This window comes from Microbispora bryophytorum, assembly GCF_006874465.1.
GTDB classification, from domain to species: domain Bacteria; phylum Actinomycetota; class Actinomycetes; order Streptosporangiales; family Streptosporangiaceae; genus Microbispora; species Microbispora bryophytorum.
Map to the genome: position 1 here is coordinate 103,683 of NZ_VIRL01000011.1, position 15,640 is coordinate 119,322.

The window sequence follows — 15,640 nt, forward strand, 5'->3', positions numbered from 1 at the left end:
GGGGTGAGTCGGTCACGTCCGGCATGTGCGGACGTACCAGATCGCGTGCGCGTTCGAGCGAACGGTGAGGCGTCACCGTTCCTAGCGTGGAACCCGCTGCGAAGTGGCCAGGACTGTCACACCGTCCCGCTTTACGGGCCACGGCGGCCTGGAGTCACCAGCGGACGGCGGCAGTCCGTCGCTGCGATCGGACCAGAGACGAAGCCACGAACAGGAGGATTTCACATGACCATGCCGGAGACTCTGCGCCCCGTGACAGGGCGCGAGCAGGTTCCCGCTTCACCGGAGGAGATCCTGGCGCGAGCGAAGGCGGCGGCTCCCCTGCTGCGCGAGCGCTCCGAGGAGATCGAGCGCACCAGACACCTCCCCAAGGACGTCGTGGAGTTGCTCCGCGACACCGGTGTCTTCCGCATCGGCATGCCCAACGAGTGGGGCGGCCCGGAACTCACCTTCGCCCAGCAGACCGAGGTCATCGAGGCCCTCTCCTACGGCGACGCCGCCGCGGGCTGGTGCGCCATGATCGGTATGGACACCTGGATCTACGCGGGCTACCTGAACGAGTTCGTCGTCAAGGAGATGCGGGCCAACCCCGACGCGATCACGGCCGGGCTGATCTTCCCGGTGGGCCGCGCCGACCGGGTGCCCGGCGGCTATCGCGTCACCGGCCGCTGGCCGTTCGGCAGTGGAGTCACGCACGCCGACTGGGTCGTCGGCGGGTGCGTCGTCCACCAGGACGGCGAGCCCGAGCCGGGGCCCGGCGGCGCGCCGATGAACTGGCGCCTGATACTGGCCCGCGGCGAGGAGTTCGAGAAGGTCGACACCTGGCACACCACCGGGCTGGCCGGCAGCGGCAGCATGGACTACCAGGCCACCGACCTGTTCGTCCCGGAGGAGCGCTCCTTCGACTTCACCCAGCCGCAGCGGTCCGGACCGTTCACCGCTCCGGACGCCTTCTTGAGCAACGTGCCCGGTGTGCCGCTCGGAGTCGCCCGCGCGGCCCTGGACCACGTGCGCGAGCTGGCGGCCGGCCGGGTCGAGCGGGCGACCGGCATGCCGTGGTCGGACAGCTACCGCGTGCAGACCACCATCGGCCAGGCGGAGATGGAGCTCTCCGCGGCACGCTACGCGGTCTACGGCACCCTGCACGATCTGTGGGACCGGCTGCGGTCCGGCGTCGAACCGACCCCGGACCAGCAGGTCTCCTCGGCGCTGGCCCGTGTCAACGCGTTCAGGACGGCTCGCTCGATCGTCTCCCGGCTGTCCGACCTCGTCGGAACCGCCTCGATCTACCGGACCTCTCCCCTGGACCGCTGGCTGCGGGACCTGCACACCATGTGCCAGCACATCCTCGCCCAGGAGCAGATCGTGCAGTCGGCGGGGGCCCATCTCCTCGGCGGGACGCCTCAGGCGCCGTTCCCGCTGGGGCTCAAGGGCTGACCCGCGACGGTGAAGCCGGCCAGGGGCGAGGGACGACATCCCCTCGCCCCTGGCTTACCGCCGGCGTCGGACGCGGGCGGCAAGAGCCTCCGCTCCAGGCTCGGGATCGGCTCCCCATCCCCTCGGCGCGGCGGCAGCGACAATACGACCGGAGTGGATTAGGACAGTCATGACGACTTCACCAGAAGAAAAAGTCCAGACGTTAGCCGAAACGCAGACGAAGGCACCGGCAGAGGGGAACTCGTGGGGGCTCCGCGAGTGGGGCCTGCTCGTCAGCGTCTGCGCCGCCTTCTTCCTCGACGCTCTCGACAACATCATGGTCGGCATCGCGGTGCCGCCGATCCAGGCGGACCTCGGGATGACCACCGAGTCCGTGCAGTGGGTCGTGAGCGCGTACGTTCTCGGCTTCGGCGGCTTCCTGCTGCTCGGCGGGCGCATGGCGGACCTTCTGGGCCGTCGCCGCATGTTCCTGGTGGGTGTCGCCGTCTTCGCCGTCGGGTCGCTGGTCGGCGGCATCACCAACGAGGGTCTGGTCGTGATCGTCGCCCGGTTCGTCATGGGCGTCGGCGCCGCGTTCACCGCCCCGGCCAGCCTGTCCATCATCGTCACCAGCTTCGCCGAGGGCCCGCAGCGCAACCGCGCGCTGGGCATCTACACGGCGTGCGGCGCGGTCGGCTACTCGACCGGTGTCATCGTGGGCGGCTCGCTCACCGAGATCAACTGGCGCTGGACGTTCCTGCTCCCGGTCGCCGTGGCGCTCATCGCGTTCGCCGGCGCCCTGTCGCTCGTGCCGCGCGACGCCGCGTCGGGGCGGCGCGGGGGCTCGTTCGACATCGCCGGCGCCGTCACCGTGACCGCCGCGATGCTGCTGCTCGTCTACAGCATCGTCGAGGCGCCCACCGCGGGGTGGACGTCGCCGGGCACCCTGGGGATGTTCGCCGCCTCGGTGGTGCTCCTCCTGGCCTTCGTCCTCATCGAGCGCCGGACGGCCCAGCCCCTGCTGCGCCTGGGCCTGCTGCGCAACGGCGCGCTGGTGGGCGCGAGCCTGGTCGCGGCGGCGATCCTCGGCACCTACATGAGCTTCCAGTTCATCGGCGGCCTCTATCTGCAGTCGCTGCGCGGCTGGTCGCCGATGCAGATGGCGCTGGCCTTCCTCCCCATCGGCCTGCTCATCGCGACGATCGCGCCGCGGGCCGGCAAACTGATCTCCCGGTTCGGGGTCCGGTGGATGATCTTCGCGGGATTCGTCGCCTACACCGCCTCGTACCTGCTCTTCCTGCGGATCGACGAGGCGTCTCCCTACGTCTGGGTGATCCTGCCGAGCATTCTGCTCATCGGCGTGGCCTTCCCCTTCTCCTTCCCCGCCGCGAACGTCCAGGCGACCACCGGTGTGGCCGACTCCGAGCAGGGACTGGCGGCCGGTGTGCTGCAGACGGGTTACCAGGTCGGCGCGGCAATCGTCCTCGCGATCGTGACCGCCACGATGGCGGCCGGCGGCGAGGCGGGCGAGACGACCGCGACCCTGTCCGGCTACCACAACGGCCTCTACGTCGTCACCGGCATCTCCGTCGTCACCATGCTGCTGACGCTCGTCGCGGCGCTGCGCGCCTCCGCACGGCGCCGGGTGGCGGCCTCCGCCGCGGTCGCCGACTACTAGACGCCGCGGCCGGCCGGGATCTCCACCGTCCCTCTGGGGGTCGGTGACTCCCGGCCGGCCGTACGGCGGGACGCGCCCGGCGGCGCGGCGGTACGGGCGGGCAAATCTCCGGCGTCCGCTCACGAACAGGTCCGGCAAAGAGGCGTTCCATTTTCGGCCCCTTGAGAAGCGATCCCGAGGCGCGGCTGAATTGGCGATGAAACCCGCGCCCAGGGTCCGTGTTCACGCATCGCCTCAATGCGTGGCAGAATGCCGATGGGCATGGTAAATAAATCGCTGGAAATGAGCGCGCACCACCTTGACCACACGCTGATCTCGGGTTATAGGGGGTACTTTGTCGTTCTGTGTGAACCTGCAGCAGCTACGCACTTTCTGTGAGGTCGCGACCGAGCTGAGCTTCACAATGGCAGCAAAGAAGCTGCACTACGCCCAGTCCAGTGTCACCGCGCAAATCAGGAGTCTCGAAGAAGCCGTCGGGGCGGTCCTGTTCGACCGGAGAGGCCGCCGGATCGCCCTGACGAAGGCGGGAACGCGCCTGCTGCCCTATGCGGAAATGATGCTTTGCATCGCGGAGGCGGCGCACAAGGAAGTGTGCGAGGCCGTGACCGCGGCATAGCGCCGTCTCCGCGCGGGCTCAGCGGTGGCGACGGCGCTCGATCCGCTCGCGGCGGGCGAGCCCGCGCCGGGCTACAGGCCGGGACCGCGCTTTCGTGTGCACGGCCAGGACGCGGGCGCCCGGCCCCGCGGGCGGGGCACCGCATGGAGCGTGGGGCAGACTGAGGGCATGGAGCCGATCTCTCTCGACGCACGGGCCGGGGAACTACTCGAACGCGCCGCCGTCGCCTCCAGCGGGCGCGCGGCCGAGAGCATGCACGGCGGCCACGAGCACGCGCTGCGCCAGACCCTGCTCGCCCTCACCGCCGGGACCGGCCTCGCCGAGCACGAGAGCCCGGGTGAGGCGACCCTGCTGGTGCTGCGCGGTCATGTACGGCTGAGCAGCGGCGACGCCTCGTGGGAGGGGCGGCCCGGGGACCTGCTCACCATTCCCGACGCACGGCACGCCCTCGACGCCGTCGAGGACAGCGCGGTCCTGCTCACCGTCGTCAAACACCCCTGATCGCGCCCGCCCTGAGGCGGTCCGTCCCCGGCCACGCGGCGCGGACGGACCGCTACACGGCCTGGAGGACGCAGCCCAGGGCGAGCAGCGCCAGGACCTTCACGACCTCCAGCGCCACGTAGTAGAGGTGCGCCCTCGACCTGTGCCGCGCCGGGTCCTCGCCGGCCAGGACGCGGTCGGACCTGCGGTTGAGCGGCGGGCGTACGGCGGCGATCTGGATCATCAGGACGGCCGCGGCGACCGCCGCGAGCACGACCGCGAGGGTCGCGGGCGATCCGGTCGCGACCGCCACGATCACGACGACCGCCAGCACGGCCTCGGCGGCGTTGAGTGCGCGGAAGACGAGCCGGCCGATGCCGAGCCCGATCGGGATCGTCACCCCCGGCGCGCGGAACTTCAGCGGCGCCTCCAGGAAGGAGATCGCCAGCACCATTCCGAGCCAGACGAAGGCGGCCGCGCCACCCACGGCGGCCGAGGCGGCGTTCATACTCGATCTCCTCTCGCGCAAACGAAACCGGCGGAGCGGGCGTCACTTCCAGCCGGTCCGTTGCCGCAGCCAGGCCAGCGCCGGCCGGCCCTGCGCGAGCTGGAACGCGCGGAGCGTGGGCAGACCCGGCGGCGGGGGCAGACTTCCCCGCTGCAGGAAGAAGCCGGTCACGGCGGCCAGGACCGCGGTGACGGCGTCGCCGTCCGCCTTCGCCGCGACCGGGTGGCCGTCGAAGATCTCGGCGGGCGGCGGCCCGCCCTGCATGGCCACGCTCGGAAGCATCCCGAGCAGGTCGAACCACGGGGTGGCGAGGCACGCCCAGGGCCAGTCCACCACATGCACGCGTCCGTCCGGGGTGAGCAGCAGGTTGTCGGCCCGGAGGTCGGCGTGGGCCAGCGTGTCGCCCTCCACCGCGGCGCCCCAGCCCGCCTCCAGCTCCGCCAGCCGGTCCAGGTGCCGCCGGGCCCACGCGGCATCGGATCCCTGCAGCGTGCGGCCGTCCGGGCCGGCCGCCAGACGCCGCCACCCCTGATACTCCTCGGCGAGCCGCTCGGCGGCCGGCGGCACGGCCACGGGCGCGGGGGTCAGCGACTCGGCCAGCTCGGTGATCGCGCCGAGCACCAGGTCCAGCTCGGCCGGAACCCAGGGCTGGGCCGGCGTGCGGCCCTCGACGTCCTCGAACAGCAGCACCACCCAGCCGTCCTCGTCGAAGGAGGCGAGCAACCGGGGCGCGGGCGCCGTGGCCGGCAGCGCGGCGGCCACCCGGGCCTCCGACCGGTGGATGCCGGGGCTGAGCGGGTTCGGCTCGGGCCCGACCGCCTTGACGAAGGCCCTGCCGCCGCCCGCGAGCCGCAGGCGGGCGGCCACGCCCGGGGAGAATCCGCCGGGCTGGGTGACGGCCTCGGTCACGCGGTCCCCCAGACGCAACTCCACGGCCAGCCGCAGGTGCGCGGGCACCGCGGTCCACGGCAGCCGTACGCCGCCGGCGGGCGGGGCCGGGTCGTCGTCATCGGGGCGGCGCCGCCGCTCCTCCTGGTCCCGACCACCGGGGTCCCGGGAATCGTCGCTCATCTCGGCATGATGGGCGACGGGCGGGTAGGGCGGCAAACGACTTTCCGCCGGATATTCGGTTGGGATTCCCGCCTTGGCCCGGCACAGTGGATCTCGATCGAGGAGGAGATCCAACCATGCCGAAGCACATCGCCCCGAAGCTGCTGTCCTGGGCGAGCGAGATCGACCACGGGACGATCGACCAGGCCGCCCGCGCGGCGCGCCTGCCGTTCGTGCCTGGTCACGTCGCGCTCATGCCGGACGCGCATGTGGGCATCGGCGCGACGGTCGGCTCGGTGATCCCCACGGAGGGCGCGATCATCCCGTCCGCCGTCGGCGTGGACATCGGCTGCGGCATGGTCGCGACCGAGACCACGCTCACGGCCGCCGACCTGCCCGACACGCTCGACCCGCTGATGCGGCTGGTGGAGCGGCGCATCCCGGCGGGCGTGGGCAAGGGGCACGACGACCGCGCGGCGGACCGCGCGCTCGGCGAGCTGGGCCGGCCGCACACCGGCCTGACGCCCAAGCAGGAAAGCACCGTGGCCTGCCAGTTCGGGACCCTCGGCTCGGGCAACCACTTCGTGGAGGTCTGCCTCGACGAGCGCGACCGGGTCTGGACCGTGCTGCACTCGGGCTCGCGCGGGATCGGCAACCAGCTCGCCACCGCCCACATCAACGGCGCGAAGCGGCTCATGCGGAGCCTGGGGATCGGGATGGAGGACTACGACCTCGCCTACTTCACCCAGGGCACCCCGGAGTTCACCGCGTACATCGAGGACATGCTGTGGGCGCAGCGCTACGCGATGGCGTCACGGGCGCGGATGGACAGGGTGCTGGGCGAGGCGCTGTTCCGCGTCGTCGGCGCCGGCGCCCGGGTCCGGACGATCAACTGCCACCACAACTTCACCCAGATGGAGACTCATCAGGGCAAGGAGCTGTGGATCACCCGCAAGGGCGCGATCAAGGCGGACACCGGAGACGAGGGCGTGATCCCGGGCTCGATGGGCACCCGGTCCTACATCGTGCGCGGGCGGGGCAACCCGCTGTCGTACAACTCCTGCTCGCACGGCGCGGGACGCAGGATGTCGAGGAGCCGGGCCAAGCGCGAGCTGTCACCGGCATCGCTGAGGGAGGCGATGCGCGGCCGGACCTGGAACTCCGACAGGGCCGCCGCGCTGGTCGACGAGCACCCCGAGGCGTACAAGCCGATCGACCAGGTGATGGCGGACCAGAAGGACCTCGTGGAGGTCCGGCACACGCTGCGCCAGGTCTTCAACTACAAGGGGTGAACGGAGGGGCGCCGCCGTCGCGCCCCTCCGCTCTCGCGGGGCTCGCCCTCGCTGGGCTCGGTCTCGCGCGGCGCGGTGCCGGCTGGACGGGCGCCGGCCGGACGCAGAACGAAGCCGCTCGCCACCCGGGCCGGAATCCGGTACGGCGAGACGGTGAGGTCCTGCTCCGGCACGCTGTAGTCCAGCCGGGCCAGCCGCGGCGCGAGGGCCTCCAGCAGGCCCACCACGACCGGCTCGCCCGGACACCGGTGGCCCTCCGCCGGATCACCCCCGCCCTGCGGGATCAGGTCGTACGGGCCGATCTCGCGTCCGATGAAGCGGCGCGGGTCGAAGGCGCACGGGTTCGGCCAGAGCGCCGGGTCGTGGTTCTGACCCCAGACGTCGAGCAGCACGAGCCAGTCGGCCCGGATCGGCTCGCCCTTCCAGGTGAGATCCGTGACGGCCTTCCCGGCGACGAACGGCGCGAAGGGATAGAAGCGCCGCACCTCGTGGGCGAACGCCTCGGCGTACGTCCCGTCGGTGTCCTCGGACAGGCGGACGCGGGTGACCGGCCAGCAGTGCAGCGCGTGCGCGGCGAACGAGAGGAACCAGCTCACGGCGACGGTGGGGCGCACCAGGTTGAGCAGTTCGACCGCCGCGATCCGGGGCGCGAGCAGCTCTCCGCCGGGCTCACGGTGGCGGGCGGCCACGGCGAGCGCCGAGGTGCCCGGCGCCCGCAGCGTCCCGCGCCGCATGTCCTCGACCAGCGCCGCCAGCCACGCCTCGCGGCGCCTGCGGGCGTCGCGGGCCCGCCAGTGCCGCGGGCCCGGTGACCCGAAGCCGTCGACCATCGCGACGAGGTCGGCGGCGAGCGGCCCGGTCTCCTCCTCGGTGAGCGGAATGCCGGCCCACCGGCACACTCCCCGGGTGATGACGCGGGCGGCCTCGTCGAAGAGCACGACGTGTCCCCTGTCCGGCCACGTCGCCACCGCCTCGTCCCACGCGGCGGTGGTCTCGTCCACCAGAGCGGCGACGCTCCGCGGCGTCATGAGCGACATGAACATGCCCTTGCGCGCCCGGTGCGCGGCCTGGTCGAGCGTGTGCACCGCGCCGTGGCCGAGCAGCGTGCTCTTGATCGGCTCGGGCAGCGCGGGGGCCCGCTGGACGTGGTTGTCGTCGTAGAAGAAGCGGGCGGCGTCCGGCCCGCGCAGCACGACGGCGCGCCGGCCCATCAGCCGGGTGTGGACCATCTCCCCCTGGGTCTCCCGCCAGCGGGCCGGCAGCCAGGCGTAGCCCTCGAGCAGCAGGAGCAGCGTGGTGTCGAACAGCGGCATATGTCCTGACTGCCCGCGTCCGTCCGCCGGAAACGGACGGACGCCGCCCGTGCGGCCGGGACGGCGGCGGAGGTCAGCCTCGGATGCAGACGCCGCCGTTCAGTGTGAAGCCGGTGGGATCGGGGTTGGCGCCCGTGAGGGTGCCGTTGAAGCCGATCTGCAGCGACGCGCCGCCCTGGATCACCGAGTTCCACGGCATGGCCGCGGCGGTGACGTCCTTGCCGGACTGCGACCAGGTGGCCGACCAGCCGCTCGCGACCTTCTGCCCCGCGTCGGGGAGGACGAAGCGCAGCGTCCAGTTGTTCATCGGCGTCTGACCGAGGTTGGTGATCTTCACGTTGGCGGAGAAGCCGCCGCTCCACGACCACGAGGTGTACTCGATCTCGCAGCTGACCGGGGGCGGCGTGTAGGTGGGGTAGCCGCCCGACGCCGTGACCGTCACCAGGTCGGACGGCAGGCTGAGGTTGCCCGCGGCGTCCTGCGCCACCATGAAGTAGACGTACGACTGGCCGGTGACGAGGTTGCCCTCGGTGAAGTGCGTGCCGATGGGGGTGCCCACCGGGATCCAGGCCGTGTCGGTGCGCCGGTAGACGTCGTAGCCCGTCACCCCGGCGTCGTCGGTGGACGCCGTCCAGCAGAACGACGTCCCCTTGAAGTCGGGCAGGCAGTTGGCCTGCATCCCGGTCGGCCTGGTCGGCGGCGTCGTGTCGCCCGTGCCGGGGCTCGGCGACACGTACATGCCGGTGACCGCCGAGGTGCTGAACGGCGCGGTGGGCCTGCTGGTGTTGCCCGCGGCGTCCTTGGCCACGATGTAGAACGTGTAGGTCCGGCCGATGGTCAGGCCGCTGACGACGCTGACCGTGGACGTGGGGGCGGTCGCCTTGACGAAGCCGTCCGGGGTGAGGCGGTAGACCTCGTAGCCGGTGACGCCGACGTCGTCGGTGGACGCCGTCCAGCACAGGCCGACCACGCCCTGAGGCGTGCCGCCCGTGGGCAGGGGCGGCGGGCACGCCCGCACCTCGCCCGGGGCCGTGGGCGGCGTGGTGTCCGTCCCGGGCGACCCGGTCGGCTGCGGCGTCGGTTCGCCGGTGGAGGCCGAGGCGGCGTACGCCACACTCGTCGCGAGGACGGGCGGCGCGGCGATGTTGGCCGCCAGCAGCGCGGCGGCGACGGCGCCCGCCGCGGTCCACGCGGCCGGCCACGACAGTCTGGACACGAGCCACCCTCCGGAACGTCGATCCCCGACGGCATCGCCCGGATCATCAGGTCGGCGGCGCGGGCCCGTCAAAGCCCGCTCGCATCCGTGCCGGTCGACCCGTAAGGAACTTGAAACTTTCAGGGTGGTGGGCGGTTGTTACCGTCACGGGATGAAGATCGTGGTCACCGGCGCGGCCGGTTTCATCGGGACCCGTGTCGCCGGGCTGCTGCGCGACGCCGGGCACGAGGTGCGGGGCTTTGACCTGCGCGGCGGCGCGGACGTCACGGCCGGTGACGTGCGGGACGAGGACGCCGTCGAGCGCGCCCTGGACGGCGCCGACGCCGTCGTGCACCAGGCGGCCAAGGTCGGCCTCGGCGTCGACGTCCAGGACCTCCCGGACTACGTGTCGGTCAACGCGCTCGGGACCGCGGTGCTGCTCGCCGCGATGGCGCGGCGCGGGATCGCCCGGCTGGTCCTGGCGTCGTCCATGGTGATCTACGGCGAGGGCGTCTACGACTGCGCGGAGCACGGCCGCCTGCGCCCCGGCCCCCGGGACGAGGAGGATCTGGCCGCGGGGCGGTTCGAGCCGGTGTGCCCGCGCTGCGGGCGGGCGCTGACGCCGGGGACCGTGGACGAGGACGTCCCGGCCGATCCGCGCAACGCGTACGCCACGAGCAAGCTCGCCCAGGAGCACCTGGCGGCCGGCTGGGCCCGCGAGACCGGCGGCGTGGCGGTCGCCCTGCGCTACCACAACGTGTACGGCCCCGGCATGCCGCGCGACACCCCCTACTCGGGGGTGGCCGCGATCTTCCGGTCCGCGCTGGAGGCCGGGCGGGCGCCGCAGGTGTTCGAGGACGGCGGCCAGCGCAGGGACTTCGTCCACGTCGCCGACGTCGCGGCGGCCAACCTCGCCGCGCTGGACGCGCTGGAGTCCGCCCCGCCCGGCCGGCTCCGCGCGTACAACGTGGCCAGCGGCGAGCCCCGCACGATCGGCGACCTGGCGGACGCGCTCGGCGCGGCGCGGGGCGGACCGGCCCCCGAGGTCACCGGCCGCTACCGGCTGGGCGACGTCCGGCACATCGTGGCCTCCCCGGACCGCGCCGCCGCCGGCCTCGGGTTCCGGGCGCGGGTCCGGTTCGCCGACGGCATGCGGGAGTTCGCCCACGCACCGCTGGCCGGCTGACACACGACGCGCTCACCAGGGCGACCGGACGAACCCCTGCAGTAGCAGGCCCACCACCACCTGCGCGGCGAGCAGGCGGCGGCCGCCCGCACCCCCGGCTCCCTCACCCCCGGCTCCCGTACGCCCTGCCGCCGCTGCCACCCACAGGGCGTACGGCAGCCAGATCCGCTCCACCTCGCCCCGGGTGGTGCCGCTGACGTCGAGGGCGAGCACCGCGACCAGCGCCGCCACGGGCAGGATCCGCTCCCCGGCCCGCCCCGGCGCCACCAGCCCTGCGGCGGCGGCCGGGCCGGTCACCAGGGCGAGCACGGCCAGGTTGGCGACCAGGAAGTACAGGTACGGCCGGGCCGCACCGGGATCGGCCGCCCACTCGGCGTGGGTGGCGAGCACCCCGGCGGGCCACCAGAACCCCCCGGCGGCGAACAGGGCGCTCACCCCCGCCATCCCGGCCAGGCAGGCGGCCACGGTCGCCCGCGGCACCCCCACCGCGACCGCCGCCACCAGGGGGATGAGCAGGTAGGGCACCAGGCCGTAGCTGAGGTAGGGCAGCGCGCCCAGGGCCAGCCCCGCGCCGAGGCCGAGCGCCACCCGGCCCGCCCGGCTCCGCGCGCCGAGCACCAGCAGCGCCGTCCCCCACGCCCCCACACCCGCGAAGAACGCGTCCATGGTCGTGGCGATCCACACCGCCGCCGGGCACAGGGCGAGGAACGGCAGCGCCCGCCTGGCCGCCTCCTCCCCCGCGACGCGCCACACCGCCAGCCCGATCGCGACCGTGGCCGAGCACCCTGTCACGACCACGAGGACGGCGGCCCAGAACGGGCCCGGCAGCCCGGCGGCCGCCAGCGCCCACAGCACCAGCACCGGCAGCGGCGGATGGCCGCGCACATGCGTGGGATAGGCCGGCAGGTCCCGGGTGAACCCGGCGAGCCAGCCGAGGGGGTCGTCGCCCACGGCCCCGAGCCCGGCCAGGTATTCCTGCGGGTGGGTGAACGGCCACGCCAGCCCCTCCCCCGACACGGCCAGCAGGACCGTCCACGCGAGCGACGCGGCGAAGGCCACGGCCAGCGCCGCGCGCATCGGCAGGTGCGCGGTCAGCCTGGGCAGCACGGGGACCGCGACCGCGGCGAAGGCCGCGGCCGGAATCAGCGCGAGCGTGGGCAGGCGCGCCAGCGCGTGCAGCGGCGGGAGGTGGTCGATGCGCAGCACCCCGAGGGCGTGCAGCAGACCGCCCACCGCGAACGCGCCCGCCACCAGCGCCGCCCAGGCCGCCAGCGCCCGCCGCCGCCCTGTCATCGACCGTGCCGTCACGACCGACACCGTAGGCGCGCCGGGGACGCCTACCCCTCGCCTGGGCCGCCCCGTAGTCACTTCGTAAGAACTGGGCGGCCCCGTAGCCACTTCGTAAGAACTTCGCGGCTCCCGCGGCCCTAGCTTCTGCGGCATGCAGATCGATGTGGTGCTTCCCTGCCTCGACGAGGCGGCGGCGCTGCCCTGGGTGCTCGGCCGGATGCCGGACGGCTACCGCGCCATCGTGGTGGACAACGGGTCCACCGACGGGTCGCCCGAGGTCGCCGCCCGGCACGGCGCGCTCGTGGTGACCGAGCCCAGGCCGGGCTTCGGCGCCGCCTGCCACGCGGGCCTGACGGCCGCGACCGCCCCCGTCGTGTGCTTCATGGACGCCGACGCCTCCCTCGACCCGCGGCAGGTGCCGTCCGTCGCGGAGGGGGTGGTGAGCGGCACGGCCGACCTGGTGCTCGGCCGCCGCATGCCCGTCACCCGATCGGCGTGGCCCACGCACGCCCGGCTGGGCAACCGGGTGCTCGCCTGGCGGCTGCGCCGCCGCACCGGCGCCCCGCTGCACGATCTCGGCCCGATGCGCGCGGCCCGCCGTGAAGCGCTGCTGGCCCTGGACCTGCGGGACCGGCGGTTCGGCTACCCCCTGGAGATGGTGCTGCGGGCGAGCGAGGCGGGCTGGCGCATCGACGAGGTCGAGGTCGACTACCTGCCGCGAGTGGGCCATTCGAAGGTGACGGGCACCGTGGGCGGCACCGTGCGGACGGTCCGCGACATGTGGCGGGCGGCGTGACGCCGGCCACGGGCGGGAACGCGACGCAGCTCGTCGTCATCGCCAAGACGCCCGTGCCGGGGGCCGTCAAGACCCGGCTCACGCCGCCGTACACCGCGCGGGAGGCCGCCACGCTCGCGGAGGCGGCGCTGCGCGACACGCTGTCGGCCGTCGCCGCCACCCCCGCCGCGCGCCGGGTACTGGCCCTGCTCGGTGCGCCGGGGGCCTGGCTGCCCGCGGGGTACGACGTGGTCGCGCAGCGGGGCGACGATCTGGCCGCGCGGCTGACCGCCGCCTTCGCCGACGCGTGGGCGGCCCTTCCCGTGCCGGTCGTGCTGATCGGCATGGACACCCCGCAGGTCACCCCCGCCCTGCTGGCCGAGGCCGGGCGGTTGCTGGGCGGGCACGAGGTCGTCGTCGGCCCGGCCGCCGACGGCGGGTTCTGGCTGCTCGGGCAGCGCAGGCCCGACCCCGCCCTGCTGGCCGGGCTGCCGATGTCGCGGCCCGACACCGGGGCTCTGCTGATGGAGCGGATCCGCGCCGCGGGCGTGCGGGCCGCCCTGCTGCCCGAACTGACCGACGTGGACACCGCGGCCGACGCGCACGCGGTGGCCGCGCGGGTCCCCACCTCGCGGTTCGCGGCGGCGGTGGCGGCCCTCGGCGCGGACGTCCCCGCGTGATCGGCCCCCTCTACGCCGAGTCGCTGGACGGCGCACCGGTCGAGGTCGAGTCGGCCGACGGCAGGACGTGGCCGCTGGAGTCGTGGCGCTGGCTCCACGACTCCGCCGGGGACGAGGCCATGCTCGCCCGCTGCGCCGACCCCACACTCGACGTGGGTTCGGGACCGGGACGGCTGACCGTGGCGCTGACGAGGCGAGGGGTGCGGGCGCTCGGCATCGACGTCACCCCCAGGGCCGTCCGGCTGACCCGCCTGGCCGGCGGGCGGGCCCTGTGCCGCGACGTGTTCGGCCACGTGCCGGGCGCCGGCCGCTGGGGCACCGTGCTGCTGGCCGACGGCAACATCGGCATCGGCGGCGACCCCGACGCCCTGCTGCGGCGGGTCCGCGAGCTGCTCCGGCCCGGCGGCGAGGTCGTCGCCGAGCTCGATCCCCCCGGCGCCGCGACCCGCGCGGAACGGGTCCGGCTGCGCCGCGAGGGCAGGATCACCGGGTGGTTCGCCTGGGCACGGGTCAGCGTCTCCGATATCGGGCCGCTCGCCGGGCGCACCGGCCTCCACCCCGAGGAGGTGTGGACCGAGGCCGGCCGCTGGTTCTGCGTCCTGAGCCGGCCCCGGTGAGGCGGGCCGGAGCTTTGACCGCCGATGACGGGAAACGGGGGCGGCGGTCCCGGTCCGCCCGGCGGCGCCGCCGATAACCTGCGCGGAAAGCAGACGGAAGCGGATGACACGGGATGTTCGCCGGCAGGGACCTCGCCTGCGTCTCGGTTCTCACCGTCGCGGCGGCGGCGCTGTATGCGTTCTACTCGTGCGTGACGCTGGCGCGGTTCCGGGCGGGCGCGTACGACCTGGTGATATTCGACCAGGCCATCCGCTCGTATGCCCACTTCCAGCCGCCGGTGTCGATGCTGAAGGGCGTGCACAACGGGTTCGGGCCGGGGTTCAGCGTGCTCGGCGACCACTGGTCCCCGGCGCTCGCGCTGCTGGCACCGCTGTACTGGATCCACGACGGGCCCGTGACCCTGCTCGTCGCGCAGGCCGTCCTGCTCGCGCTGTCGATCCCATTCGTGTGGGCGTACGCCTTCCGCGCCTCCTCGGCGGTCACGGCCGGGCGGCGCGTCGCCTATCCCGTCGCGGTCGCCTACGCCCTGTCGTGGCCGATCACCGAGGCCGTGGCCTTCGACTTCCACGAGGTGGCGTTCGCGCCGCTGCTCACGGCGGCCATGCTGGAGCGTTACCAGGCCGGGCGCAGCCGGGCGGCGGTCCTCGCGGGGCTGGCGCTTCTGCTGGTCAAGGAGGACATGGGTCTGCTCCTGGCCGGGTTCGGGCTGTACCTCCTCGCCCGCCGCCGCGACCGGAGACTCGGCGCGCTGCTCGTCGTCGGCGGCGTCGCCGCGACCCTGGTGACGACGCGGCTCCTCATCCCGCACTTCGGCGGCAGGGCCGGCTACTACTGGGCGTACTGGACGCTGGGCCCGGACCTGCGCCGGGCCGCGGTGCACGCGGTCACCCGGCCCGGCGACGTCGTCGCGCTGCTCGCCGATCCGCCGCTGAAGCTGCGCACGCTCGTGCTGACGCTCGCTCCCGTGCTGTTCACCGCCGTGCTGTCCCCGCTGGGCCTCGCTCTGCTGCCGCCGCTGCTGGAACGGATGCTCGCCAGCACCTATCCGAACTGGTGGACCCCGAGATACCACTACACGGCCTTCGTCGTCGCGGTCGTCTTCGCCGCCGGGATCGACGGGGCGCTGCGGGCGGCCGCCCGCTTTCCGGGACGGTCCGGAAGGCTCGTGCGCGGATGGGCGCTGCTCGTGCTCGCCGCCGCGCTCGCGCTCGTGCCGTTCTTCTCGTTCGGGGCGCTGTTCACGCCCTCCTTCCACGCCGAGACGGCACGGACGCACGCGGCCGGGCGCGCCGTCGCGGCCGTGCCCGACGGCGTGCTGGTCGAGGCGGCCGGCTCCCTCGCCCCGGCCCTGTCGCCGCGTACGCGGACCCTGCTGTGGGACCGCACGCCGCGCGGGGCGCCGTGGGTCGCCGCCGACGTGGGGGCAGGGAGCTTCCCGTTCGGCTCGGTCCACCGGCAGATCGCCCGGGTCGAGACGCTGCTGGCGCAGGGCTACCGGGTGGTGTTCCAGGAGGCCGGCTACGTGGTGCTCACCCGCCCGTAG

Annotated in this window: 15 protein-coding genes; 10 read left to right on the plus strand and 5 right to left on the minus strand. The window is 73.9% G+C overall.

Annotated elements, in window-relative coordinates:
• Nucleotides 1-225 precede the first annotated feature (225 nt).
• From FLX07_RS20400 to FLX07_RS20415, 4 genes are all read left to right on the plus strand, one after another.
• Complete coding sequence (locus FLX07_RS20400; protein WP_142572415.1) at nt 226-1,437, plus strand: acyl-CoA dehydrogenase family protein; 1,212 nt, start codon at nt 226-228, stop codon at nt 1,435-1,437.
• 169 nt (nt 1,438-1,606) lie between these two features.
• Complete coding sequence (locus FLX07_RS20405) at nt 1,607-3,094, plus strand: MFS transporter (protein WP_142572416.1); 1,488 nt, start codon at nt 1,607-1,609, stop codon at nt 3,092-3,094.
• Between the two features lie 346 nt (nt 3,095-3,440).
• On the plus strand, nt 3,441-3,710 hold the full coding sequence (locus tag FLX07_RS20410) for a LysR family transcriptional regulator (RefSeq protein WP_142572417.1): 270 nt from the start codon (nt 3,441-3,443) through the stop codon (nt 3,708-3,710).
• A 168-nt stretch (nt 3,711-3,878) separates the two neighbouring features.
• Nucleotides 3,879-4,211, plus strand: a complete 333-nt coding sequence (locus tag FLX07_RS20415) for a cupin domain-containing protein (protein WP_142572418.1) — start codon at nt 3,879-3,881, stop codon at nt 4,209-4,211.
• Nucleotides 4,212-4,263: 52 nt separating this feature from the next.
• On the opposite strand, the gene FLX07_RS20420 is transcribed toward FLX07_RS20415, so the two are convergent.
• Together FLX07_RS20420 and FLX07_RS20425 are read right to left on the minus strand one after the other, a co-directional pair.
• Nucleotides 4,264-4,698: a hypothetical protein gene (locus FLX07_RS20420; RefSeq protein WP_142572419.1), complete on the minus strand. Its 435-nt coding sequence runs from the start codon at nt 4,696-4,698 to the stop codon at nt 4,264-4,266.
• Nucleotides 4,699-4,740: 42 nt separating this feature from the next.
• Nucleotides 4,741-5,769, minus strand: coding sequence for a phosphotransferase (locus FLX07_RS20425; RefSeq protein WP_142572420.1), 1,029 nt, complete (start codon nt 5,767-5,769; stop codon nt 4,741-4,743).
• Between the two features lie 116 nt (nt 5,770-5,885).
• Here FLX07_RS20425 and FLX07_RS20430 point away from each other — a divergent pair, with 116 nt between their 5' ends.
• Complete coding sequence (locus FLX07_RS20430) at nt 5,886-7,040, plus strand: RtcB family protein (protein ID WP_142572421.1); 1,155 nt, start codon at nt 5,886-5,888, stop codon at nt 7,038-7,040.
• Here FLX07_RS20430 and FLX07_RS20435 read toward each other — a convergent pair.
• Together FLX07_RS20435 and FLX07_RS20440 are read right to left on the minus strand one after the other, a co-directional pair.
• On the minus strand, nt 7,028-8,353 hold the full coding sequence (locus tag FLX07_RS20435) for a cytochrome P450 (RefSeq protein ID WP_142572422.1): 1,326 nt from the start codon (nt 8,351-8,353) through the stop codon (nt 7,028-7,030). The two genes, FLX07_RS20430 and FLX07_RS20435, sit on opposite strands and share 13 nt — an antisense overlap.
• A 73-nt stretch (nt 8,354-8,426) precedes the next feature.
• Nucleotides 8,427-9,569, minus strand: a complete 1,143-nt coding sequence (locus FLX07_RS20440; protein WP_142572423.1) for a cellulose binding domain-containing protein — start codon at nt 9,567-9,569, stop codon at nt 8,427-8,429.
• Nucleotides 9,570-9,720: 151 nt separating this feature from the next.
• Between FLX07_RS20440 and FLX07_RS20445 the strand changes: the two genes are divergently transcribed.
• Nucleotides 9,721-10,734 (plus strand): NAD-dependent epimerase/dehydratase family protein, encoded by a 1,014-nt coding sequence (locus FLX07_RS20445; RefSeq protein WP_142572424.1) that lies wholly within the window; start codon nt 9,721-9,723, stop codon nt 10,732-10,734.
• A 12-nt stretch (nt 10,735-10,746) separates the two neighbouring features.
• On the opposite strand, the gene FLX07_RS20450 is transcribed toward FLX07_RS20445, so the two are convergent.
• Nucleotides 10,747-12,042 (minus strand): hypothetical protein, encoded by a 1,296-nt coding sequence (locus tag FLX07_RS20450; RefSeq protein WP_142572425.1) that lies wholly within the window; start codon nt 12,040-12,042, stop codon nt 10,747-10,749.
• Nucleotides 12,043-12,175: 133 nt separating this feature from the next.
• Between FLX07_RS20450 and FLX07_RS20455 the strand changes: the two genes are divergently transcribed.
• From FLX07_RS20455 to FLX07_RS20470, 4 genes are all read left to right on the plus strand, one after another.
• The gene (locus tag FLX07_RS20455) at nt 12,176-12,820 is read left to right on the plus strand and encodes a glycosyltransferase family 2 protein (RefSeq protein WP_142572426.1); all 645 of its coding nucleotides are present in this window, start codon (nt 12,176-12,178) and stop codon (nt 12,818-12,820) included.
• Nucleotides 12,817-13,479 (plus strand): TIGR04282 family arsenosugar biosynthesis glycosyltransferase, encoded by a 663-nt coding sequence (locus FLX07_RS20460; protein ID WP_142572427.1) that lies wholly within the window; start codon nt 12,817-12,819, stop codon nt 13,477-13,479. The genes FLX07_RS20455 and FLX07_RS20460 overlap by 4 nt, the downstream gene beginning before the upstream one ends.
• Complete coding sequence (locus tag FLX07_RS20465; protein WP_208762308.1) at nt 13,476-14,096, plus strand: methyltransferase domain-containing protein; 621 nt, start codon at nt 13,476-13,478, stop codon at nt 14,094-14,096. The genes FLX07_RS20460 and FLX07_RS20465 overlap by 4 nt, the downstream gene beginning before the upstream one ends.
• A 113-nt stretch (nt 14,097-14,209) precedes the next feature.
• Nucleotides 14,210-15,640 carry a DUF2079 domain-containing protein gene (locus FLX07_RS20470; RefSeq protein ID WP_142572428.1) on the plus strand — a complete coding sequence of 477 codons (1,431 nt, stop codon included), beginning with the start codon at nt 14,210-14,212 and terminating at the stop codon, nt 15,638-15,640.